Origin of the sequence: Anaeromassilibacillus sp. An200 (assembly GCF_002160025.1) — a bacterium.
GTDB classification, from domain to species: Bacteria; Bacillota; Clostridia; order Oscillospirales; family Acutalibacteraceae; genus Caccousia; species Caccousia stercoris.
Genome location: NZ_NFJU01000038.1, coordinates 1 through 22,010, shown reverse-complemented (window position 1 = coordinate 22,010; position 22,010 = coordinate 1). Strand labels below are relative to the sequence as shown.

Sequence of the window (22,010 nt, the reverse complement as noted above, 5' to 3'; positions counted from 1 at the left end):
GACAAAACACACCGCGAAGCGGAGGACTTTCGCCCAACGCCCGTTTCCCATGCGCATCACCCCCTTTCACAAGGGAGTGGCTAACCGCCATTTTGCAACAGCGCCGGAATGATCATAGCATACGGGGAAAAGGTTGTAAAGGGTCGCATGGAAGAGAAAGGTGCAAAGTGGTGCAGGAAGGAAAAACAGCCGCCCAAGTGGAATCCTTGGGCGGCTGTTTTTTACACGAACAGCGGGCTGACGGGCTTGTCCTCATTGATGCGCGAGATAGCCTCAGCAAAGACGGGAGCGGCGGAAAGCTGGTGGATTTTGGGCAGCAGCTTTTCGGGCGGCAGTTCAATCGTATCGAGCAGGATGATCTCCTCGATGGGGCTTTTTTCGAGGCGCTCCAGAGCGGGGCCGGAGAGGACGCCGTGGGAGGCGCAGGCCGTTACGCTCACCGCACCGCGTTCCATGACGGCTTTCGCCGCATTGCACAGCGTGCCGGCCGTGTCGATCATGTCGTCGACAAGAATGACCTTTTTGCCCGCAACTTCTCCGATCAGGTTCATGACCTCGCTCTCGTTGGCTTTCTGCCGGCGCTTGTCCACGATGGCCAGCGGGCAGCCGATGCGTTCCGCGAAATTGCGCGAGCGCGTTACCGAACCAAGATCGGGAGAGACCACAATATAGTCGCCCCCGTCCTTTTCGACGCGCTCCTTCATGTAGCCGCCGAGAATCGGAGCGCCGAGCAGGTGATCCACGGGGATGTTGAAGAAGCCCTGGATCTGGGCCGCGTGCAGATCCATCGAAACCACGCGGTCGGCTCCGGCGGTTGAGATCAGATCGGCGACCAGCTTGGCGGAGATGGGATCGCGCGCTTTGGCCTTGCGATCCTGCCGGGCATAGCCGAAATACGGAACCACCGCCGTGATGCACCCGGCAGAGGCCCGCTTCATCGCGTCAATCATGATGAGCAGGCGCATCAGGTTGTCATTGACGGGCGCGCAGGTGGACTGGATGATGAAGCAGCTTGAGCCGCGCACGCTCTCCTGCAGGGAAACGCTTGTTTCCCCGTCCTGGAATGTGCCCACCTCGCACCCTCCCAGGTGCAGGCCGAGACATTCGCAGATCCGGCGCGCCATTTCGGGGCTGGCCCCGGCGGAGAAAATTTTGATGTCCTTCCCGTGAAGATTCACAGCCATTCTCCCTTCTGATTCAATATTCTGTTTGAGCCTCAAAAAACGCTTTTCTTTCTGTTTTCATTATCGCAGTATCCTGCTGATTTTGCAAGCAGAATCGCCGGATCCCGGCAAAAAAGGAAAGATTGTCAAAGATCTCACAAAATCGGAAAAGGAAGCACAAAATATTCCTTTTCTTTTCTGCAAAAATCATATGGAATTTGTCCCCAACTTTTGTTATAATACGGAGTGAGCAATGAAAGCAGACTTCGCATTAGGAATGATGCTCATCAAGCGAGGCCTTGCGGAAAAAGAAAACGAAGCGGCCAGCGGCGGAAAGGCTTTGCCGCCGGAAGCACTTTCCCGGGCTCCGGGACAAGCGCACCGGGCGGGCGAGAGGATGCGCCGGTGGACGTTTTGCCCTTTTTTCGGACAAGACCTAAACTATTTAGGAGGTAATTATCATGAGCCACAAGTATGTGTACCTGTTCTCTGAAGGCAACAAGGACATGCGTGAGCTCCTGGGCGGCAAGGGCGCGAACCTCGCCGAGATGACCAAGGCCGGCATGCCGGTTCCCCAGGGTTTCACCGTTTCCACGGAGGCCTGCACCCAGTATTATAAGGACGGCCGTCAGATCAACGACGAGATCCAGGCTGAGATTTATGAGTATCTGGGCAAGATGGAGGAAATCTGCGGCAAGAAGTTCGCCGATCCGGAGAACCCGCTGCTTGTTTCCGTCCGTTCCGGCGCGCGCGCTTCCATGCCCGGCATGATGGACACCATTCTGAACCTGGGCCTGAACGACGTTGTCGTTGAGGGTCTGGCCAAATTCACCAACAACCCCCGTTTTGCATATGACTCCTATCGCCGCTTCATCCAGATGTTCTCCGACGTTGTCATGGAGCTCTCCAAGAAGCGTTTCGAGGAAATCATCGACCAGAAGAAGGCCGAGAAGGGCGTGAAGCTCGACACCGAGCTCGACACCGAGGACATGAAGGACCTTGTGAACCGCTTCAAGGCGTTCTACAAGGAGGAGAAGGGCGAGGATTTCCCGACCGATCCGAAGGTCCAGCTCATGGAGGCTGTCAAGGCTGTGTTCCGTTCCTGGGACAACCCCCGCGCCAACGTTTATCGCCGCATGAACGAGATCCCCTATGACTGGGGCACCGCTGTCAACGTGCAGGCGATGGTGTTCGGTAACTCCGGCGACAAGTCCGGCACCGGCGTTGCCTTCACCCGCAACCCCGCCACCGGTGAGAAGGCGCTCTTCGGTGAGTACCTGATCAACGCGCAGGGCGAGGACGTTGTGGCTGGCGTTCGTACGCCGTCCCCGATCTCCCAGCTGCAGCAGGATATGCCCGAGGTGTACGCGCAGTTCGCTGAGATCGCCGGCCGCCTGGAGAAGCACTACAAGGATATGCAGGACATGGAGTTCACCATCGAGAACGGTAAGCTCTACATGCTCCAGACCCGTAACGGCAAGCGCACCGCCGCCGCCGCTCTGAAGATCGCCGTCGACCTCGTGGACGAAGGCATGATCGACGAGGAAGAGGCTGTTCTGCGCGTGGAGCCGAAGCAGCTCGACGCTCTGCTGCATCCGCAGTTCGATGCCGAGGCTGTCAAGAAGGCGAAGGTCATCGGCAAGGGCCTGGCCGCTTCCCCCGGCGCTGCCTGCGGCAAGGTCGTCTTCTCCGCCGAGGATGCCAAGGAGTGGCATGAGAGAGGCGAGAAGGTCGTCCTGGTCCGTCTGGAGACTTCCCCTGAGGACATCGAGGGCATGGTCGTGGCTGAGGGTATCCTCACCGTCCGCGGGGGCATGACCTCTCACGCTGCTGTTGTGGCGCGCGGCATGGGTACCTGCTGCGTTTCCGGCTGCGGCGAAATCGTCGTCGACTATGAGAAGAAGCAGTTCACCCTTGGCGGCCTGACCATCAAGGAGGGCGACTACATCTCCATCGACGGCTCCACCGGCAACATCTATGCGCAGGCCATTCCGACCGTCGCCGCTTCCATTTCCGGCGATTTCGGCCGCTTCATGGGCTGGGCTGACAAGTATCGCAAGCTCGAGGTCTGGACGAATGCCGACACGCCGCGCGACGCCAAGCAGGGCCGTTCCTTCGGCGCGCAGGGCATTGGCCTGTGCCGCACCGAGCACATGTTCTTCGAGGAGACGAGAATCAAGGCTATGCGCGAGATGATCGTCGCCGACAACACCGAGGACCGCAAGAAGGCTCTCGACAAGATTATGCCGTATCAGCAGGGCGACTTCGAGGCTCTCTATGAGGCCATGGAAGGCTGCCCGGTGACCATCCGCTTCCTCGATCCTCCGCTGCATGAGTTCCTCCCCACCAAGGAAGAGGACATCAAGGAGATCGCGGACGAGCTCGGCATCACCGTGGCGCGCCTGCACGAGGTTATCGCCAGCCTGCATGAGTTCAACCCGATGATGGGTCACCGCGGCTGCCGTCTGGCTGTTTCCTATCCGGAGATCGCTGAGATGCAGACCACCGCTGTCATCAATGCTGCCATCAACGTCACCAAGAAGGGCCAGTACAAGATCACGCCTCACATCATGATTCCGCTCGTGGGCGAGGTCAAGGAGCTCAAGTTCGTGAAGGACGTTGTGGTTGCCATCGCCGACAAGATCATCAAGGAGTCCGGCATCGACATGAAGTACGAGGTCGGCACCATGATCGAGATCCCGCGTGCCGCTCTGACGGCTGACGAGATCGCCACCGAGGCCGAGTTCTTCAGCTTCGGCACCAACGATCTGACCCAGATGACGTTCGGCTTCAGCCGTGACGACGCCGGCAAGTTCCTCGATTACTACTACGAGAACAAGATCTACGAGTCCGATCCGTTTGCCCATATCGACCAGAAGGGCGTGGGCAAGCTGGTGAAGATGGCTGCCGAGCTGGGCCGCAAGACCCGCCCGGACATCCACCTCGGCATCTGCGGCGAGCATGGCGGCGACCCGACCTCCGTCGAGTTCTGCCATAACGTGGGCCTGAACTACGTTTCCTGCAGCCCGTTCCGCGTGCCGATCGCCCGCCTCGCCGCTGCGCAGGCCGCGATCAAGGAGAAGAGAGCGAAGGCCTAATCGCTTTCCGCGTTTTCTCTGAGTAAAACGAACAAATCCCCCTGCATCTCCCATTATGGGCGGTGCGGGGGGATTTTTCTGTCTCAACAGCAGCTGTCAGACAGCGGGAGGAGGGGCCTTGCGGAATTGGGTGGGAGTTTTCCCTTCATACTGCTTAAAGGTGTTCGCGAAATGCTGGGAGGAGGAAAAGCCAAGGGCACACGCGATTTGTGTGATGGATGTGTTAGTGTGCAGAAGAAGCTGCCGGGCCGCGTCGATTTTTTTCCGAATCAGGTAGTCATAGGGGGAAAGGCCGGTTTGAAGCTTGAATTTGCGCTGAAAGTACGAGACCGATAAACCGGCGAGCGCCGACATTTTTCCAACGCTCCACTCCCCGGCGGGATCTTGCTCCACGGCATGCATCACCGCGAGGATCTCCCTGTCCACATCCGGGCGGGACGGAAGACGGCGAATGGATTCGGTCACCAGATATAAAAATTCGATGACGGCGGAACGAATCCGCTGGACGCGGAATGGGTGTGGCTGGTCATATAAATCAAAAATCTGCTGCAAGGTCTGGCGGATTGCACCGTTCCCGCGCAGATGCCGAAGGGGAGCGGAAAAGAGGGTGTCGCGGATGTAATTGGACAGCTCCGGGGGAAGCCCCATAAACCGCTGTGTGCCTGGAGTGAGCTCAAAGATAAAATAGAACAGCTTGGACTTTTCTTCCCCGCTGCTTCCGGAGGAATGTTCTTCGTTCGGGTAGGTGATGAAAAGATCGCCGCTTTGCGTGAGATACGGGATCTCTTTCACCACATATTCCTGCTGTCCGTTGTAATGAAAGCAAATTTCAAACTGGTCGGGATGAATGTGCGGCAGCAGACACATCTGTGTGTGCGCCGACAGTTCTACCCGTCCCAGCGAAAGCAGGTGGGGAATGCCGAGCTCTGAAAAAAGAATCAGGCGGCGGTTTTCCGTTCCATCTGTTTTGTTCATGGAAAGCTCTCCTTGATTTTGGGAATGTATTGTGTAAAATCCTATCCAGTTGTTTTTCTGAAAGACAGAATCACACACATTTGCTACAATAGCGATAGAAAAGAAAAGGGAGCGTGATGCTCAGTGACAGAACGCGAGAACTATTTGCGCACCGTCCGGTTTGAAAGGCCGGAGCATATTCCGATGCAGTACTGCATCAATCCCTCCTGCTGGAATGTCTATCCGCAGGAGCAGCTGCTGGACCTTATGGAAGCGCATCCCCTGTTGTTCCCGGATTTCAAGCGGCCGAAGCTGCCCTTTTGCCCGGAGTTCCCGGCAGTTGCGCGCAAAGATGAGCCCTACACCGATGACTGGGGCTGCGTGTGGCAGACCACCATGGACGGCATTACCGGAACGGTTGTGCGCCATCCGCTGAAAAACTGGGAGGATTTCCCCGGCTACCAGGCCCCCGACCCGGATCAGGTGATGGGGATCGGGCCGGTGGACTGGGATGGGGAGGCGAGTGCCGCTGCGGAGGACAAAAGGCAGGGCGGCTGGTGATGCGGGGGCTTCGGCATGGGCACACCTTTTTGCAGCTGTGCGACATCCGGGGCTATGAGAATCTGCTGTTTGATATGGAGGACGAGGAGGAACGTCTCCCCGAGCTGATCGATTTGGTGGAGCAGTTTAATCTGGAGCTGGTGAAGCGGTATTGTGCGCTGGGCGTGGACGTCATGGGTTATGCCGAGGATCTGGGCATGCAGAACGGCCCGATGCTGTCGCCGCGCCAGTTCCGCCGGTACATCCTGCCCAGTTACAGGCGGCTGATTGCTCCGGCCCGCGAAACGGGTGCGGTAATCCATATGCATTCGGACGGGATGCTGCACCAGCTGGCGGAGGATATTCTGAGCGTGGGAGTGGATGTGCTGAACCTACAGGATCTGGTGAACGGCATCGACTGGATCCGGGAGCATCTGGCGGGCCGGTGCTGCATAGAACTGGACGTCGACCGCCAGAAAATTACCCCTTACGGAACGCCCGCGGATATCGATCGCCTGATCCGGCAGGAGATTGAGACGCTGGGAAGCAAGGAGGGAGGGCTGTGCCTGATCTACGGCCTGTATCCCGGAACCCCGATCGAAAATGCCGGGGCTGTCATGGATGCGATGGAACGATACATGGGATATTTTGCCTGAATGGTTTCAGACGGCGAAGGATCGCATGCCTCCTGCTTTTCTCTCACTGTACAATATTTTTCTGGTGGAATCCAGCCAGGCCAATGGAATTTTAGGAAATCTTTAGAAAAAAGTCAGCCGCCCGCTCTCCTTGCCGGATTGGTGAGACGGTTCTCTGTCCCGGTGCTGTAAAAAATGGTCCGCATCGTGTATGATAAGCATGTGGCCACGAACTGTATTTCAGGTTGGGAGGAAACACCATGGAACTGGGAAATAAAATCAGGGAGCTGCGGCTGAAAAAATCGGCCACACAGGAGCAGATCGCCAGGCGGCTGGGGGTATCGGCCCAGTGTGTGAGCAAGTGGGAAAATAATGTCACCATGCCGGACATTCAGCTTCTGCCGGAGCTGTCGGCCTGCTTTGGCGTGACGATCGACGAGCTGTTTGACCTCACGGAGGACACAAGGCTGGAACGCATTTCCAATCTGCTGGAGGATGAGCGGATGCTGGACGTAGCCGAGTTCTGCAGCGTGGAATCTTTTCTGCTGGAAAAGGCGCGGGCCTGTCCGCAGGAAGCAAAATACGAGACTCTTCTGGCATCCCTCTATAATCACATGGCCGACGGATACCGCGCGAAGGCGGAGGAGCGTGCCAAGCAGGCCCTGCGGCTGGAGCCGGACAACAAGGAGAATCACAGCCAGCTTCGTATGGCGCAGAATGGTTTTGCCATCGACTGGAACTTCTCCAACTGCGCGGCGCGGATCGCGTTTTACCAGCAGTTCTGCAAGGAGCATCCGCAGAACCGGTGCGCCTGCATGGACCTGCTCGAAGGACTGATCGCGGACTACCGGCTGGAGGAGGCCGGAGCGCTTTTGGAGCGGTCGAGAGAGCTTTTGGGAGACGTGAGGGCCTCCACTTACGAGGGATGGATCCAATGGAACAGCGGCGGCCAGGAGGGTGCTCTGCGGTGCTGGAGGGAGATGGCGGAGCGCCATCCCGATGACTGGATAGCCGCCGCCAGCGAGGCGGACTGTCTGGCGCATGTGGGCCGCTACGATCCGGCTTTGGAGCTGTACCGCCGGGCTCTTGCGCTTCAGCCGAAGCCGCGCTACACGGACAGCGCCATTTGCATCGCGCAGATCTGTGAAATCAAGGGAAACTATCCGCAGGCAATCGAAGCATGGAACGAAGTGATCCGCATTTTGCAGGAGGAATACGGCGTCTGGGAGGGCGAAAGTGTGGACGCGCCCAGACGGGAGATCGAGCGCCTGTCTGCTTTTCTGAAAATCTCTGGATAAAAAATCCCCGCATGGGTCCCGGATGGACCAAATGCGGGGATTTTTTCCGTATTTTGAGGAAAAGATTTGTGCAATCAGGCTAAACCTGTTATAATGTGTGGAGATCTCCCGCTCCGCCGGAGAACCGGCGCGGGAATTTTGTTCCGGAAAGAAAGGACGGGGATTCCCATGGCAGGAAAGAACCTGTATACCGTGATTGTCGCGGACGATGAGGACGAGCTGCGGGAGGGTGTGTGCACCATGATTCCGTGGCAGGATTACGGCTTCCGGCTGGTGGCAAGCGCGGGCAACGGGCTGGACGCCCTGCAGCTGGTGGAGCAGTATGAACCGGATCTGCTTCTGACGGATATCCGGATGCCGTTCATTTCGGGCATTGAACTGGCCAGGCAGGTGCGTGAGGTGCGCCCGGCCACCAACATTGCCTTTCTCAGCGGATACGACGATTTCCAGTACGCGAAGCAGGCGATTCAGTACAACATCATCAGCTATATGCTCAAGCCGCTCACCATGGAAGGTCTCGCAGCGGAACTGCGCATCATCCGCGAGAAAATCGACGCGCAGTTTGCCACCTTCGGCCAGGCCGCGCAGCAGCCGAACCCGCAGGACCAGCGTGCCGCCATGCTGATGCCGCTGGTGCTCGACGATTTTGCCGACGACGCGGATCTGCCCCGGCAGGAGCTGTATGCGCGGGAATGCGGCCTTCTGCGTGACGAGAACGACAAGCCCTCCTATATCGTAATGGTGTCCGCCCTGCTGGATGCGGACGGGACCAACCGCACTGTGCCTTCCTTTGCCTCGTCGGTGAATATGCTTGCCAGCAAATATCTGCGCGGTGTAAGCTTTTTTACCTCCGGGAAGGTGGTTTCGGTCCTGCTGGGGAATCCGTCGGATTTTGAAGAATACCTGCACATTCTGGCGAATGAAATTTCGCAGATGGCCCAGCGTGTGCTCGGCGCGCGGTGTCGGATCGGTGTGAGCCGGTCGGTACATACGCTCACAGAGCTGCACGGCGCGTACCGCGAGGCGATGACCGCTCTGCGCAGCGGCGGCGACAGCGCCGAGGAGAGCGTGCAGTTTATCCACGATCTTGAGCCGGAGGTCAAAGGGGGAAGTCTGCTGTGCAAGCGGGCGCTGGAGTCGCTTGACCAGCATTACATGGACCCAAACCTCTCGCTTGTCTCGCTCAGCGGGATGCTTGAGGTCAGCCCAAACCATCTGAGTGCCTGCATCAAGAAATACGCGGGGGAGACGTTTATCAATATCCTGATCCGCAAGCGGATGGAGGCCGCCCGGGAGCTGCTTTCCTCCTCCGCGCTCCCCGTTCAGGAGATCGCGAAGCGGTGCGGCTACATGGATCAGCACTATTTCAGCTATTGCTTTAAAAAATACTGCGGGGAATCGCCCATCGCCATGCGCCGCCGTCTCGGCGCGGAGAGGGCGGGTGAGTCCTCTTGAAGCAGCGTGTGCCGCACACCGGGCTTCGCATCACCACGATTTTGGTTTCCATGGTGGTGAGCGTGGTCACGATTATTCTGTGCTGCTGTGTGTTTGTATTCCTGGACCGCTACCGCAGCGCGATGGTGCAGAGCGCCCGCACCAGCAGCGAACAGGCGGTATCCCAGGTGTCCAGTACGGTGGAAAGCTATCTGCGGGATATGGATCAATCCATGCGTTTGGTGCGGCAGTTTATGCTGGAAGAGCCGGAGCGGCGCGATGAGCTGCTTTCGGCTTTTCTGAAATTCCGCCCGGATGTAGTAGCCGTCACCAGCTATTCCCCGGAGGGTGAGCTGCTGGAATGCTGGGCCCCCGGACGGGAGCCGAAGGAGGAGATTTTTCAGAACCTTTCCTTCGACCTGCAGACGGCGCGCGCCGCCGAGGAGCCGTACATTATGGCTCCGCATGTGGAGAGCATTTTTGAAGGCTACTATCCGTGGGTTGTTACGGTGACGGCCCCGATCCCGGAGGGCGGCGAGGCCGCATGGGTGTCGCTGGATCTGAGCTTTTCCGGGATTTCCAGCTATATCAACAACGTCAGCATCGGCCAGCGGGGCTACTGCTTTCTCATGGACGCGGGCGGAAACATTGTGTATCACCCGCAGCAGCAGCTTCTGTATTCGGGCCTGAAATCGGAAAACACGGCTGCTCTGGCCGCTCTGGCGGACGGAACCTATGCCGACGATACGGTGATTTCCTGTCTCGAGGCGGTGGGGGACAGTGGCTGGCGCATTGTCGGTGTGAGCTATGTCGACGAGCTGGTGAACCGCAATGTGACGGAGATGCTGCGCCTGTCGTTCGTGCTGGCAATCGTGGTGCTTGCCGCTTCCCTTCTGACAAGCTGGCTGCTCTCGCGCCTGCTGGATCGGCCTTTGCGCGGCCTTGCGGCGGCTATGGGCAGCTTTGAAAAAGACGCTGACCACTTCACTTACCGGCCCGTGGGCGGCACGCGGGAAGTGCAGGAGCTTTCGCAGTCCTTCGGCCATATGGTGGTGCGCATCCAAAAGCTGATGACCACCGTGCGCGAGGAGGAGGTCAACCTGCGCAAAACGGAGCTTAGAGCCCTGCAAACACAGATCAACCCGCATTTTCTTTACAACACGCTCGATTCCATCGCCTGGATGTGTGAGCAGGGGCGCAACGCGGACGCCGTGAAAATGGTGCATGCCCTCGCCCGGCTGTTCCGTATCAGCATCAGCCAGGGACATGAGCTGATCCCTGTGGCCAGGGAAATTGAGCACGCGGAAAGCTATCTGCAAATTCAGAAATACCGCTATAAGAACCAGTTTACCTATGCCTTTGACGTGGATCCGGAGTGCCTGGATTTTCTGTGCAACAAGATCACCCTTCAGCCCATCATTGAGAATGCCATCAACCATGGCCTGAAGCTTCTGGTGGATGAGGGGCGCATCGACGTGCGTGTGTACCGGGACGGCGAGGATGTTGTGTTCTGTGTGCAGGACAACGGCGTGGGGATGACGCCGGAGCAGGTGGAATCCATCCTGCGGCGCGATCCGGGGAACCACACCGGGATCGGGATCAAAAACGTGAACGACAGGCTTCAGATCTATTTCGGCAGGCAGTACGGCCTGCATATCACGAGCGAGCCGGATGTCGGCACTACAGTCGAGATCCGCATGCCGCAGATACGGGAGGGCGACTATGAAACGAAGTAAATCCATCCTGCTCTGCATCCTTCTGACGCTTTTCTGCCTGTGCGGCTGTTTGTCGGAAAATACCATGCCCACACAGCACTCCGTGGTGCTGATTGCCAAGTCCACGAGCACGGAATTCTGGCTTTCCGTGTTTGCCGGAGCGGAGGCCGCCGCCACGGAATACAACGTAAATTTGACCATCATCGGGCCGGAGACGGAAGAGGATTACGAAGCACAAAATGCCATGGTCGAGCGGGCTGTGCAGGAGAACGCCGAGGCGATCGTCTTTTCCGCCATTGATTTTGAGAACAACGCCGGAGCGATTGACGCTGCTGCGCAGGCGGGTGTGCAGGTGGTCGCCATCGACAGCAGTGTGGATTCCACCGCGGTGAAAACGTACATCGGCACCGACAACTATGCAGCCGGACGAATGGCGGCACAGACTGCCCTCGGGCGTCTGGACGGGACGCTGAACGTCGGGATTGTCAACTATGACATCAGCAGCGCCAACGGTCAGGAGCGGGAACGCGGCGCAAAGGATGTCTTTATGGAGAGTGGGCGTGCTGAAATCACAGCTGTGATCAACACGCTGGCCGAAGCGGAGACCGCGCGGATTGACACAGCCGCGCTGCTTGCGGAGCATCCGGAGATCAATGTCCTGCTGGCCTTCAATGAGCCGACGAGCGTGGGCGCGGCGCAGGCAGTGGGCGATCTGGGGCTGTCGGAGCAGGTGTTTCTCGTCGGCTTTGATTCCAACGTTGTCACCGTGGACTGCCTCCAGGAAGGATCGGTCGACGCGCTGGTGGTGCAGAATCCCTATGCGATGGGATATCTGGGGGTGGAAAGCGCCTACCGCTTGCTGAGCGGCGGGAGTAAGGACGTCCAGCATGTGGTTGACACCTCCACCCGCATTGTGGATAGGGAGAACTTGTTCAGCATCGACAGCCAGAAGGCGCTGTTTGCCTTTGAACAGCGTACGCATTGAGTATTTTTTCTATATTTTTTAAATAAAAAATCAAAAATATATCGGAATGGATAAATATTTACCCTTCGATCGGTGATTTTTTCCCTTGTTTTTCCTCTGCTTTTCCTTTAGGATGAAAAGTGTCAGGGGGGCGCCTGAAAGGAAAGCCCCCATTCCACCCGAGTGAAATGCAAAGGAGAATGCCTTATGAAAAAGTTCATTGCGATGGCTCTGGCAGCAGTTCTTGCTCTGAGCGCGGCAGCCTGCACAGAGGCGCCCGCTGCTTCGCAGGGAGGCGCGGCTTCTGGTACGGAAAGCAAAACGGACACAGCGTCCGAGGAGACGACGGGCGGCGGTGACGCCACCGGTACGGTAGCCAACAAGGATAAACCCCTGGTATGGTTCAACCGTCAGCCCTCGAACAGCTCCACCGGCGAACTTGACATGACGGCCCTGAATTTCAACAAGGATACCTATTATGTCGGCTTTGACGCCAACCAGGGCGCGGAGCTGCAGGGCACCATGATCATGGATTACATCGAGGCCAACATCGACACGATTGACCGCAACGGCGACGGCGTCATCGGCTATGTTCTCGCCATCGGCGATATCGGCCACAACGATTCCATCGCCCGTACCCGCGGCGTCCGCAAGGCGCTCGGTACCTCTGTCGAGAAGGACGGCGCCATTGACAGTGCTCCTGTCGGCACCAACGCGGACGGCTCCGCTTCCGCTGTGCAGGACGGCAAGCTGGAAATTGGCGGCAAGACGTATACGGTCCGTGAGCTGGCTTCTCAGGAGATGAAGAACTCCGCGGGCGCAACCTGGGATGCCGCCACCGCCGGCAACGCGATCGGCACCTGGGCCTCCTCCTTCGGCGATCAGATTGACATTGTCGCTTCGAACAACGACGGCATGGGCATGGCCATGTTCAACGCCTGGTCCAAGGCCAACAACGTTCCCACCTTCGGTTATGACGCAAACGCCGACGCTGTCGCCGCTATCGCGGAAGGCTACGGCGGAACGATCAGCCAGCATGCCGACGTCCAGGCTTACCTGACCCTGCGTGTGCTGCGCAACGCTCTCGACGGCGTGGATGTTGATACCGGTATCGGCACGCCCGATGACGCTGGCAACGTCCTGAGCGAAGATGTCTACTACTATAACGCTGACGAGCGCTCCTACTACGCTCTGAACGTCGCGGTAACGGCGGAGAACTACAAGGACTTCATGGATTCCACGAAGGTTTACGAGCCTGTTTCCAACCAGCTTGACGCTTCCGCGCATCCGGAGAAGAGCGTATGGCTCAACATCTACAACGCGGCGGATAACTTCCTGAGCGCGACCTACCAGCCGCTGCTCCAGAACTATGACGATCTGCTGAACCTCAAGGTCGAGTACATCGGCGGCGACGGCCAGACGGAGGGCAACATCACCAACCGCCTGAGCAACCCCAGCCAGTACGACGCCTTCGCCATCAACATGGTGAAAACGGACAACGCGGCTTCCTACACCGGCCTGCTGAGCCAGTGAGCCGCCCCGGCGAAAGCCGGATGACCGAACACGAAAAACCGTACGCAAGTGGGGAGAAGAAATTCTCCCCACAGCGGTTTTTGTAACAACCCGGCAGGATCAGAGTTTCGCTGAAACTGTCAAGATTCGAAACAGGAGTAACGGGAATGGCAGACGCGAAAGATGAGATTGTCCTGTCAATACGCGGCATGAGCAAATCCTTCGGGCGCAATAAGGTGCTGGACCACATCAATCTCGATGTCAAACGGGGAACCGTCATGGGGCTGATGGGAGAAAACGGCGCAGGCAAATCGACGATGATGAAATGCCTGTTCGGCACTTACCAGAAGGACGAGGGAAAGATCTTCCTCAACGGAAAAGAGATCAGCTTTTCCGGCCCCAAGGACGCGCTGGAAAACGGGATTGCGATGGTTCACCAGGAGCTGAACCAGTGTCTGGAACGGAACGTGATCGACAACCTGTTCCTGGGCCGTTATCCGCGCGGCAAAATGGGCGTTGTTGACGAGGGCAGAATGAAGAAGAAGGCTTCCGAGCTCTTCCGCAAGCTCGGAATGACCGTGAACCTCACACAGCCAATGCGAAATATGTCGGTTTCCCAGCGCCAGATGTGTGAGATTGCCAAGGCAATCTCCTATCAATCGCAGGTGATTGTGCTTGACGAGCCGACATCGTCGCTGACGGTACAGGAGGTCGACAAACTTTTTGAGATGATGCGGATGCTCAAGAGCCAGGGCATCGCCCTGATTTACATTTCCCACAAGATGGATGAGATTTTCCAGATCTGCGACGAGATCTCCGTCCTGCGGGACGGCAACCTTGTGATGACCAAAAAAGCGCAGGATACCAGCATGAACGAGCTGATCACCGCGATGGTGGGACGCTCGCTCGAAAGCCGGTTCCCGCCTGTGGACAACACGCCGGGCGATCCGATTCTCTCCATCCAGAACCTCTCCACCAAGTACGCACCGTATCTCAAGGATATCACCTTCGACGTGCGGGAGGGCGAAATTTTCGGGCTGTACGGCCTGGTGGGTGCGGGACGCACGGAGCTGCTCGAAACCATCTTCGGTGTGCGCACAAGAGCCGCTGGCCGCGTCTATTTCAAAAACCATCTGATGAATTTCGCGGACGCGCAGGAGGCCATCAGCCATGGCTTTGCTATGATCACCGAGGAGCGCAAGGCAAACGGCCTTTTCCTGAAATGCGATCTGACGTTCAACACCACGATCGCAAACCTTGGACAGTACAAAAGCGGACCGGCGCTTTCCACCAGAAAGATGGTGAAGGCCACAAACAAAGAGATCAAAACCATGAGGACCAAGTGCATGGGCCCGTCCGATCTGATTTCCAGCCTTTCCGGCGGCAACCAGCAGAAGGTCATTTTTGGAAAATGGCTGGAGCGCGAGCCCCAGATCTTCATGATGGATGAACCGACAAGAGGAATCGACGTAGGTGCGAAGTACGAAATTTACGAGCTGATCATCAATATGGCGAAGCAGGGAAAAACCATCATCGTGGTTTCCTCTGAGATGCCTGAAATTCTCGGGATCACCAACCGGATCGGAGTTATGTCAAACGGCAGGCTCTCCGGCATCGTGAATACCAGCGAGACCAATCAGGAGGAGCTTTTGAGACTCAGCGCAAAATACCTATAATGGGAGAAATTTCTTATGGCATCAGAAAAGACAATTATTCTTACGGCTGAGCAGGAAGAAAAGCTTCGCCAGCCAATCGACGAATATGTCGGCGGCATCCAGTCAAAGATCGACGCTCTGCGCGTGGACGGTGTCGACAAGATCGTTGAAATCCAGAACGCGATCGACGGCATCAAGCGCGATCGCATCCTCAGCAAGCAGGAAAAGCAGACAAAGATCGCGGCGCTGACCAAGAGTCTGCAAAAAGCGAAGGCTGTCGAAAAGAAAAACAAAGCGGAGATTTCCAAGCTGATTTCGGATGCGGAGAGCTACCTGAATTCCCACTTCAATACAGACTATTATCAGGCGGTCAAAGCGAGCTGTCAGCAGGAAAAGCTTCAGGCACAGGCAAAATACCAGCAGTCCGTGGCTGAACTGACCAAGGAGCATCAGGCCGCGCTCTCCAAGCTTTCGGATCCCCATGAGATCAAGGACGAAAAATACGTCCATAAGAATCGTCTGTTTGACGCAAAGATGCAGCGTGCCCAGGCGCTCCAAAGCATCAAGGACCGGCAGCACGCCGCGTTTGATTACCGGTATCACCTGATCGATATGCTGCGCATGTCGAAGTTTACCGCGGGCGAAGCCGTGGCGCAGAGGTGGGAAAATTACCGCTACACCTTCAACCGCCGCGATTTCTTCCTCCGCAACGGCCTGTACATTGCGATTATCGTGATTTTCATCGCTCTGTGCATCATCACGCCGATTGTCAAGGGCGTCCCGCTTCTCACCGTCAATAACGTGCTGAACATTCTCCAGCAGGCATCCCCGAGAATGTTCCTCGCGCTCGGTGTGGCAGGGCTGATTCTTCTGGCCGGTACGGACCTCTCCATCGGCCGAATGGTCGGTATGGGTATGACGGCGGCAACGATCATCATGCACCAGGGTCCCAATACCGGCTCGGTGTTCGGACATATCTTTGACTTTACCGGGATGCCGGTTCTCGTGCGTGTGCTGCTCGCGTTGGTGGTCTGCATTATCCTGTGCACAATTTTCACCGCGATTGCGGGCTTCTTTACGGCGAAATTTAAAATGCATCCGTTTATCTCCACCATGGCGAACATGCTGGTGATTTTCGGTCTGGTTACTTACTCGACGAAGGGTGTTTCCTTCGGTGCGATTGAATCCACCATCCCCGAAATGATCATCCCGAAGATCAACAATTCCTTCCCGACGATCATTCTGTGGGCTGTCGCGGCTGTGGCGATCGTGTGGTTCATCTGGAACAAGACGACGTTCGGCAAGAACCTCTTTGCCGTGGGCGGCAACGCGGAGGCGGCGGCGGTTTCCGGTATCTCCGTGTTCGGCGTGACGGTGGGGGCCTTTATCCTTGCCGGCATCCTGTACGGCTTTGGTTCCTGGCTGGAGTGCATCCGCATGTTCGGTTCCGGCTCCGCGGCCTATGGCCAGGGCTGGGAGATGGACGCTATCGCGGCCTGTGTGGTCGGTGGAATCTCCTTCACCGGCGGCATCGGCAAGATTTCCGGCGTTGTGGTCGGTGTGTTTATCTTCACCGCCCTGACCTATTCTTTGACGACGCTGGGCATCGACACCAATCTGCAGTTTGTATTTTCTGGTATCATCATTCTGGTGGCGGTTATGCTTGACTGCCTCAAGTATGTCCAGAAAAAATAAACTATCTCCTCCTCATCAAGCGAAAAGACTTCCCGCCCGAGCGTTTTGCTCAGGCGGGAAGCCTTTTCTGTTGATTTTTTGTTTCCACATTGACTTTGCATGGAAAAGCTTTTATAATAAGAAAGCATAAGTTTTCTGTGTTTATCTGCCTCCGTAGTTAAATGGATATAACAAACCCCTCCTAAGGGTTAGTTGTGAGTTCGATTCTCGCCGGGGGTGCCAAAACAACCGCTGTAAGCCGTTTTTTGCTGGTTTACAGCGGTTTTTGTTTTCGGTAAAAGCGTATATAGCAAATGGAAGATTTCCATTTCGCAGGATGTAAGCCAAGTCTTGTGCAGCCACACTTTACAGTGTCCAGAGGTTGGGGAAGGTCACTAAACTTCCAATGGCAAGTGGCAGTCTGCCTTTTCGGAACTTAACTCACAAATAGATGACATTTTTAGGATAATTCTTTTGCCGCTGTTTCCATTTTTCCACATAAGGTCTATTGCTTTCGATGGGATTATAGACCCAGCCGCCAGTACACCAATCTGAAAGGCTCATAAAATCTGGAAAACAAACGGCTTTTGTGGGCATATTTTTATCATAGTCCTCTTGGGTATCAAATTTAAATGAAAACTCATCATGATCTAAACAATAAATATCTTCGGTCAAACAATCAAGAATCAACAAGCGATCATCATTCATGCCGCCGATACAGATACATTTCATTGTCCAGCTTCCATCATTCCTTGGAAAATCACTAAGGATTTCACTGGCGTTGAAAAACTCAATTTCTACCTGTCCAATCATTCCATCATCTGGTTCCCATAGCCACCTTTCATCATCCCCTCTCTCTTTTGTTGGATCGCAAAACGAAAAAAATTCCTCGTTCTTTTGAATGACTTTGGGGTAATAGATTACCCCATCTGGATGTTGACGCAAAAAATCCTTATAGTCACTTGGAAGTGAAAAACCAATCTTTTTTTCCAGCATATCTACGGGATTCACTTGATTGAACACTCCTTCCATTTCAACAATTTGGAAACGCTATTATGTTCCCTCATAAGTACCCTTGCCGTCTCCCGATTTCCTCGCAGTATGGCGCGGTCAGCCGGAAACAGAAGCGGCTCTTGACCGGGATTTCCGCTCCTCTGCTGCAATCGCTCTTGTATTCTGTTCGCCATGCTCGCTGGATTCTAACTTATTTTGAAAAGAGGAAGGTTCAAAATGATAACCATACCCAATGAACACGATGAAGCTATTTGGATGGCGTGTAAAAAGTTTGATGAAATACATTCCAATCATGACGAGCCGAAATGGCTGAAATATTGTATGTCATTGAATATCACAAAAAATGAACATAAAAACTGGGTAGTAAAGTTTCTTGTTTTTCCAAAGCCAATACTGCAATATAATCAATATTGGGATTGGCAAGAGGATGGTACACCATTATTGGTAGAAATGGATCCTCAAACCAACAAGAAATCAATCGTTATATGTGGCGGAGGGCCTACTCCACCTGTGGTTTTATTTGAGGCTGAAATTGATATGGCAAAAAATAGTATAACTGTACTTAAAGATACCGAGCTTACTCAATTAGATGGTACTAAATATGAGATCAACAGACGATAAACGAGATGAGAATCGGATAGGTCAGGCGATTATTTGGGTCAGTCAACATGCCAGTTCTATTTGTAAGAGTTCTGACAGTGGCTTGTCCCCTAAAATTATGCTATACTTGTCTTTAAAAAGCAAGAAGCAAATCATATGGGGGAGATTCGTGTGAAGAAGCTGTTTATCATTGGCGGTACGATGGGAATTGGGAAAAGTACCGTAAGCCAAATCTTAAAGCAAAAATTGCCTAACAGTGTATTCCTTGACGGGGATTGGTGTTGGGATTCCAGCCCGTTTCAAGTTACCACTGAAACAAAAGAGATGGTCATAAAAAATATTTGCGCAGTGTTAAACAACTTTCTTACATGTTCTGCTTATGAGAATGTTATTTTTTGTTGGGTGATGCATGAACAATGTATTGTTGATAAAATCATTTCCTGCCTGAATACCGCAAACAGCCGCATGATAGCTGTGTCTCTAATTTGTTCAGAACAGGAACTTACTCAACGCTTACAAAAAGATGTGAGGGCGGGTATTCGTACTTCTGATGTGATTGAGCGAAGTGTACAACGTATCCCCCTTTATCAGAAATTGAACACAATTAAAGTGGACACATCTGGAAAAAGTGCAGCAGAAGTGGCGGAAGAAATCGCTGCACTATAAAAACATTTCAGCGGTCACGCTTCCCAGCGTGACTGCTTTTTTGATGCTCCAGCTCGTTTTAGAGTTGGTTGCAGTATTTGAATATAAAAAAATTTTTTGCTTTCTTTGCAAATTACAAATATTGACAATCTATTAAAAATTATTTTACTTTTTTATCATCATAGTCATCAGAAACATTTATCTTCCTTGGTGATGCTGCTTGTTAGTTGCTCTATTATATAATCACTAAATTCTCTTAAGTATGCAGAAAACTGTTCTGTTTATTACTCATATTTTGATGGTGAACATATGCTGGATGCAGACAATTTCTCTGAGGTGGATTTTGCCGTGATGCAGCGTTTGAAGTGCAATTTGAGGCAATGGGGGATATAGCCTTCAATTAGTCTGAAATTTTCAGCAATAAATTACAGAAACGGACCCATTAGAGCTAATTGCACGGCAGCAATCAACATACACTTCAATAAATTCATATCCACCACGAATAGCAATAGTCCGTGCCTTTTCAAGTCCATCAGGAAGCATTTGACCGCTTTTGTAGTGCTCAACAATTTGCCCTGCCATATTCAGCGTGTGTACTTCATAAGGTTTTCCCAAATAACAGATAGAAACAATACCCAGCATGATTCCGCTGATTTCCAAGTCGGGAAACTCATTACGAATTGTGTCTATCATTTGATTTACTTTATGCTGATTATGAACATGACCGCCCGCATCCAAGTTGTGTAATGTCTGCATGTATTCTTTAGAACGAGCCTTTCTAAGAGGTCTATCCAACTTCATTTTATCCATTTGTTGTGCCTGTTGTTTTTGCTTTTGGTTCTGGACTGCACTCAAAATGGTGTCGGATTGAGTTTGAAGTTGGGATTGTCTTAACATTGGCTTTGGCATATATATTTTCTCCTATTTTACATAACTTTTATAACAGATTTGTTGGCTGTAAAAGTATTTTTAATTTCTTAAAATTTTGCTTCACTGAGATTTTCTTTGAAAACAATGGAGAATATATTTGTACAGGTTTTTAAGTTTTAAAAAAGCACTATTTCAATAACTATAACAGTAACCGGTCCAAAAGCAATAGAAATTAAGAAAGACACGGCATGCTTTAAAAAATCAAGCCACATCCGTGTTTGCATAGAATGATCACACCAGTACTTTACGTGTCTTGGGTCCGTTTTTTTTCTGAGAAAGTTCTTCCCCACCGATTGGCTTGCCGGAAGCAGGAACAGCTCGTTCTTTACCCCAATCTCGGATTGCTTCAATTTTTTCTGGGCTTGTTTGAGAAAGAGGAACAACGTTGTTAAATGCTGTAATTATATTTTCTTCATTAAGCACAAAATTGCTATTGGCAATAGAGCGGTATGTCAGGTCTCTTACGGTAGATTCTAAGTCAGCACCAGTAAATCCATCGGTAAGTTCTACAATTTTATCTGCAAAAGGACCGATAAAATCAAGGTTTAAATATTTGCGCATGTACAGCGAGATAATATCACGACGCTCGTCGGATGTAGGCAAGTCAATGAAAAACAATTCGTCAAATCTACCTCTACGCAAAAGTTCAGATGGAAGCATTGAAACATCGTTTGCTGTTGCTACAACAAACACTTGCTTTTTACACTCCTGCAGCCAGAACAAGAACTGTCCAACCATACGTGTAGATACACCACCGTCATTCGAACCTCCTGCACCAGACAAGCCTTTTTCAATTTCGTCTATCCACAGAATGCAAGGTGATACATTTTCTGCTGTAGTTAAAGCATCTTTTAGTTGTTGTTCGGACTGGCCCACATAGCTTCCTTGGACAGTAGCAAAATCCAAACGATACAAAGGCAATTTCCAATTGGCAGAAATTGATTTTGCCGAAAGAGATTTACCGCAACCAGGTACACCAACCAGTAAAATACCTCTTGGAGGCTGTAAGCCCTTAGCCTTTAGTTTATCACGTTTTTCGGGAGTAAGCAGTTCTTTCTTTTCATTCAGCCATTTCTTAAGTCCTGCTAATCCTCCAACATCTTTAACATTTTCATCAACATTAGTTTTTTCCAGACCCGATATGTCAGAGAATAATCTGTCCTTTGCATATCTAATTTCGTCCATATCGGATTTCTTGATGCTCTTATTTGCTATCAAAGCGGCAATGACATTTTCGGCTTCAATGCGAGTTACGCCTGCCAATGTGGATGCAGCTTCACGAATATCAGTGTTGTCCCACTCAATAGGGATTTCGGAACGGTAATCGTCTATATATTCTTTTATGATGGAATACATAAGTCTACACCTAAATGACCGCCCGTCCCGTATATCCGAAAGGTAGGAAATCGGCTTAAAAAACAGGCTATTTCCACGCTCTTGGAATTGTGGTAAAATGATAAGTACGAAGAGACAAATCGGAAGTTGCGGAGGAAAATATGATTTGTAAAATAAGAAAATGGTTATTGTCAGATGCGGGAGATTTGACCGTGGCTATATCCAATAAAAAAGTTCAGGACAATCTTCGAGATGGCATACCATATCCTTATACAGTACAAGATGGAATAAATTTTATTTCTGCTATGCTTTCTGCTGATGAAAATGACACCTTTGCTTTTGCTATTACGGTAGATGAAAAAGCAATCGGCAGTATTGGCGTTTATCGTCAGGAAAATATACATAGACAAACTGCCGAGTTAGGATATTGTATTGCAGAAGAATACTGGGGCAAAGGAATTATGACCGAAGCCATAAAACAAATTTGCCAACATGTTTTTCAAAAGAGTGATATTATTCGTATCTATGCAGAACCTTTTGCTTACAACATAGCATCGTGTAGGGCGCTTGAAAAAGCAGGTTTTCAATACGAAGGGACATTGAGAAACAATGCTGTAAAAAATGGAAAAGTTATTGATATGAAAATGTATTCCATACTGAATACGGAACTGTAACTTCCCATTTATCGGGCAGACAGGGAGGGGGAGCATGGAACTATCCATACAAGAACGATTGAAAGACCTGCGTGTGGAGCGCGGACTGACGCTGGAACAGCTTGCGGAGAAAACCCATCTCTCCAAGTCCGCTTTAGGCAGTTATGAGGGGGACAACTTCAAGGACATCA

19 protein-coding genes and 1 tRNA gene are annotated in these 22,010 nt (G+C 52.8%); 15 read left to right on the top strand and 5 right to left on the bottom strand.

The genetic code is table 11. From position 1 onward, the window contains the following. Positions 1 to 221: 221 nt before the first annotated feature. The gene (locus B5F35_RS14800; protein ID WP_087242323.1) at positions 222 to 1,178 is read right to left on the bottom strand and encodes a ribose-phosphate diphosphokinase; all 957 of its coding nucleotides are present in this window, start codon (positions 1,176 to 1,178) and stop codon (positions 222 to 224) included. Positions 1,179 to 1,624: 446 nt separating this feature from the next. On the opposite strand from B5F35_RS14800, the gene ppdK reads away from it, so the two are divergent. Continuing rightward, positions 1,625 to 4,261 (top strand): pyruvate, phosphate dikinase, encoded by a 2,637-nt coding sequence (ppdK, locus tag B5F35_RS14790; protein WP_087242313.1) that lies wholly within the window; start codon positions 1,625 to 1,627, stop codon positions 4,259 to 4,261. Positions 4,262 to 4,357: 96 nt separating this feature from the next. On the opposite strand, the gene B5F35_RS14785 is transcribed toward ppdK, so the two are convergent. Then, positions 4,358 to 5,236, bottom strand: a complete 879-nt coding sequence (locus B5F35_RS14785) for a helix-turn-helix transcriptional regulator (protein WP_087242311.1) — start codon at positions 5,234 to 5,236, stop codon at positions 4,358 to 4,360. Between the two features lie 123 nt (positions 5,237 to 5,359). Between B5F35_RS14785 and B5F35_RS14780 the strand changes: the two genes are divergently transcribed. The 10 genes from B5F35_RS14780 (at position 5,360) to B5F35_RS14735 (ending at position 16,885) form a co-directional block, all read left to right on the top strand. Then, a complete protein-coding gene (locus B5F35_RS14780) occupies positions 5,360 to 5,776 on the top strand; it encodes a hypothetical protein (RefSeq protein WP_087242309.1) in 417 nt (138 codons plus the stop codon). Then, positions 5,776 to 6,411 carry a uroporphyrinogen decarboxylase family protein gene (locus tag B5F35_RS14775; protein WP_087242307.1) on the top strand — a complete coding sequence of 212 codons (636 nt, stop codon included), beginning with the start codon at positions 5,776 to 5,778 and terminating at the stop codon, positions 6,409 to 6,411. The genes B5F35_RS14780 and B5F35_RS14775 overlap by 1 nt, the downstream gene beginning before the upstream one ends. Before the next feature lie 239 nt (positions 6,412 to 6,650). After that, the gene (locus B5F35_RS14770; protein WP_087242305.1) at positions 6,651 to 7,688 is read left to right on the top strand and encodes a helix-turn-helix domain-containing protein; all 1,038 of its coding nucleotides are present in this window, start codon (positions 6,651 to 6,653) and stop codon (positions 7,686 to 7,688) included. A gap of 168 nt (positions 7,689 to 7,856) precedes the next feature. Beyond that, on the top strand, positions 7,857 to 9,143 hold the full coding sequence (locus tag B5F35_RS14765) for a response regulator (protein WP_087242319.1): 1,287 nt from the start codon (positions 7,857 to 7,859) through the stop codon (positions 9,141 to 9,143). After that, positions 9,140 to 10,858 carry a cache domain-containing sensor histidine kinase gene (locus B5F35_RS14760; RefSeq protein ID WP_330396274.1) on the top strand — a complete coding sequence of 573 codons (1,719 nt, stop codon included), beginning with the start codon at positions 9,140 to 9,142 and terminating at the stop codon, positions 10,856 to 10,858. The genes B5F35_RS14765 and B5F35_RS14760 overlap by 4 nt, the downstream gene beginning before the upstream one ends. Beyond that, positions 10,845 to 11,822 (top strand): substrate-binding domain-containing protein, encoded by a 978-nt coding sequence (locus B5F35_RS14755; RefSeq protein WP_087242303.1) that lies wholly within the window; start codon positions 10,845 to 10,847, stop codon positions 11,820 to 11,822. The genes B5F35_RS14760 and B5F35_RS14755 overlap by 14 nt, the downstream gene beginning before the upstream one ends. Before the next feature lie 186 nt (positions 11,823 to 12,008). Then, positions 12,009 to 13,334 (top strand): substrate-binding domain-containing protein, encoded by a 1,326-nt coding sequence (locus B5F35_RS14750; RefSeq protein WP_087242301.1) that lies wholly within the window; start codon positions 12,009 to 12,011, stop codon positions 13,332 to 13,334. A 146-nt stretch (positions 13,335 to 13,480) separates the two neighbouring features. Beyond that, positions 13,481 to 14,989, top strand: a complete 1,509-nt coding sequence (locus B5F35_RS14745) for a sugar ABC transporter ATP-binding protein (protein ID WP_087242299.1) — start codon at positions 13,481 to 13,483, stop codon at positions 14,987 to 14,989. Between the two features lie 15 nt (positions 14,990 to 15,004). Beyond that, positions 15,005 to 16,663: an ABC transporter permease subunit gene (locus B5F35_RS14740; protein WP_087242297.1), complete on the top strand. Its 1,659-nt coding sequence runs from the start codon at positions 15,005 to 15,007 to the stop codon at positions 16,661 to 16,663. A 147-nt stretch (positions 16,664 to 16,810) separates the two neighbouring features. Beyond that, positions 16,811 to 16,885: transfer RNA gene (locus tag B5F35_RS14735), tRNA-Arg, on the top strand. Between the two features lie 198 nt (positions 16,886 to 17,083). Here B5F35_RS14735 and B5F35_RS14730 read toward each other — a convergent pair. After that, positions 17,084 to 17,653, bottom strand: coding sequence for an SMI1/KNR4 family protein (locus tag B5F35_RS14730; protein ID WP_162611442.1), 570 nt, complete (start codon positions 17,651 to 17,653; stop codon positions 17,084 to 17,086). 219 nt (positions 17,654 to 17,872) lie between these two features. Between B5F35_RS14730 and B5F35_RS14725 the strand changes: the two genes are divergently transcribed. Together B5F35_RS14725 and B5F35_RS14720 are read left to right on the top strand one after the other, a co-directional pair. Next, positions 17,873 to 18,277, top strand: a complete 405-nt coding sequence (locus B5F35_RS14725; RefSeq protein ID WP_087242293.1) for a hypothetical protein — start codon at positions 17,873 to 17,875, stop codon at positions 18,275 to 18,277. A 150-nt stretch (positions 18,278 to 18,427) separates the two neighbouring features. Continuing rightward, a complete protein-coding gene (locus B5F35_RS14720; protein ID WP_087242317.1) occupies positions 18,428 to 18,922 on the top strand; it encodes an ATP-binding protein in 495 nt (164 codons plus the stop codon). A 393-nt stretch (positions 18,923 to 19,315) separates the two neighbouring features. Here B5F35_RS14720 and B5F35_RS14715 read toward each other — a convergent pair whose 3' ends face one another. Together B5F35_RS14715 and B5F35_RS14710 are read right to left on the bottom strand one after the other, a co-directional pair. Next, positions 19,316 to 19,810, bottom strand: a complete 495-nt coding sequence (locus B5F35_RS14715) for a hypothetical protein (RefSeq protein ID WP_087242290.1) — start codon at positions 19,808 to 19,810, stop codon at positions 19,316 to 19,318. Positions 19,811 to 20,062: 252 nt separating this feature from the next. Then, positions 20,063 to 21,187, bottom strand: coding sequence for an AAA family ATPase (locus B5F35_RS14710; protein ID WP_206424056.1), 1,125 nt, complete (start codon positions 21,185 to 21,187; stop codon positions 20,063 to 20,065). Between the two features lie 140 nt (positions 21,188 to 21,327). Here B5F35_RS14710 and B5F35_RS14705 point away from each other — a divergent pair, with 140 nt between their 5' ends. Together B5F35_RS14705 and B5F35_RS14700 are read left to right on the top strand one after the other, a co-directional pair. Then, positions 21,328 to 21,840 (top strand): GNAT family N-acetyltransferase, encoded by a 513-nt coding sequence (locus B5F35_RS14705; protein ID WP_087242288.1) that lies wholly within the window; start codon positions 21,328 to 21,330, stop codon positions 21,838 to 21,840. A gap of 34 nt (positions 21,841 to 21,874) precedes the next feature. Further along, positions 21,875 to 22,010: helix-turn-helix domain-containing protein (locus B5F35_RS14700; protein ID WP_140401234.1), on the top strand; the 136-nt coding region annotated here is incomplete at its 3' end.

Coding starts and splice junctions, on each gene's coding strand:
- ppdK (WP_087242313.1), top strand. CDS start 1,625: ATGAGCCACAAGTATGTGTACCTGTTCTCTGAAGGCAACAAGGACATG.
- B5F35_RS14785 (WP_087242311.1), bottom strand. CDS start 5,236: ATGAACAAAACAGATGGAACGGAAAACCGCCGCCTGATTCTTTTTTCA.
- B5F35_RS14775 (WP_087242307.1), top strand. CDS start 5,776: ATGCGGGGGCTTCGGCATGGGCACACCTTTTTGCAGCTGTGCGACATC.
- B5F35_RS14770 (WP_087242305.1), top strand. CDS start 6,651: ATGGAACTGGGAAATAAAATCAGGGAGCTGCGGCTGAAAAAATCGGCC.
- B5F35_RS14765 (WP_087242319.1), top strand. CDS start 7,857: ATGGCAGGAAAGAACCTGTATACCGTGATTGTCGCGGACGATGAGGAC.
- B5F35_RS14755 (WP_087242303.1), top strand. CDS start 10,845: ATGAAACGAAGTAAATCCATCCTGCTCTGCATCCTTCTGACGCTTTTC.
- B5F35_RS14750 (WP_087242301.1), top strand. CDS start 12,009: ATGAAAAAGTTCATTGCGATGGCTCTGGCAGCAGTTCTTGCTCTGAGC.
- B5F35_RS14745 (WP_087242299.1), top strand. CDS start 13,481: ATGGCAGACGCGAAAGATGAGATTGTCCTGTCAATACGCGGCATGAGC.
- B5F35_RS14740 (WP_087242297.1), top strand. CDS start 15,005: ATGGCATCAGAAAAGACAATTATTCTTACGGCTGAGCAGGAAGAAAAG.
- B5F35_RS14725 (WP_087242293.1), top strand. CDS start 17,873: ATGATAACCATACCCAATGAACACGATGAAGCTATTTGGATGGCGTGT.
- B5F35_RS14715 (WP_087242290.1), bottom strand. CDS start 19,810: ATGCCAAAGCCAATGTTAAGACAATCCCAACTTCAAACTCAATCCGAC.
- B5F35_RS14710 (WP_206424056.1), bottom strand. CDS start 21,187: ATGTATTCCATCATAAAAGAATATATAGACGATTACCGTTCCGAAATC.
- B5F35_RS14705 (WP_087242288.1), top strand. CDS start 21,328: ATGATTTGTAAAATAAGAAAATGGTTATTGTCAGATGCGGGAGATTTG.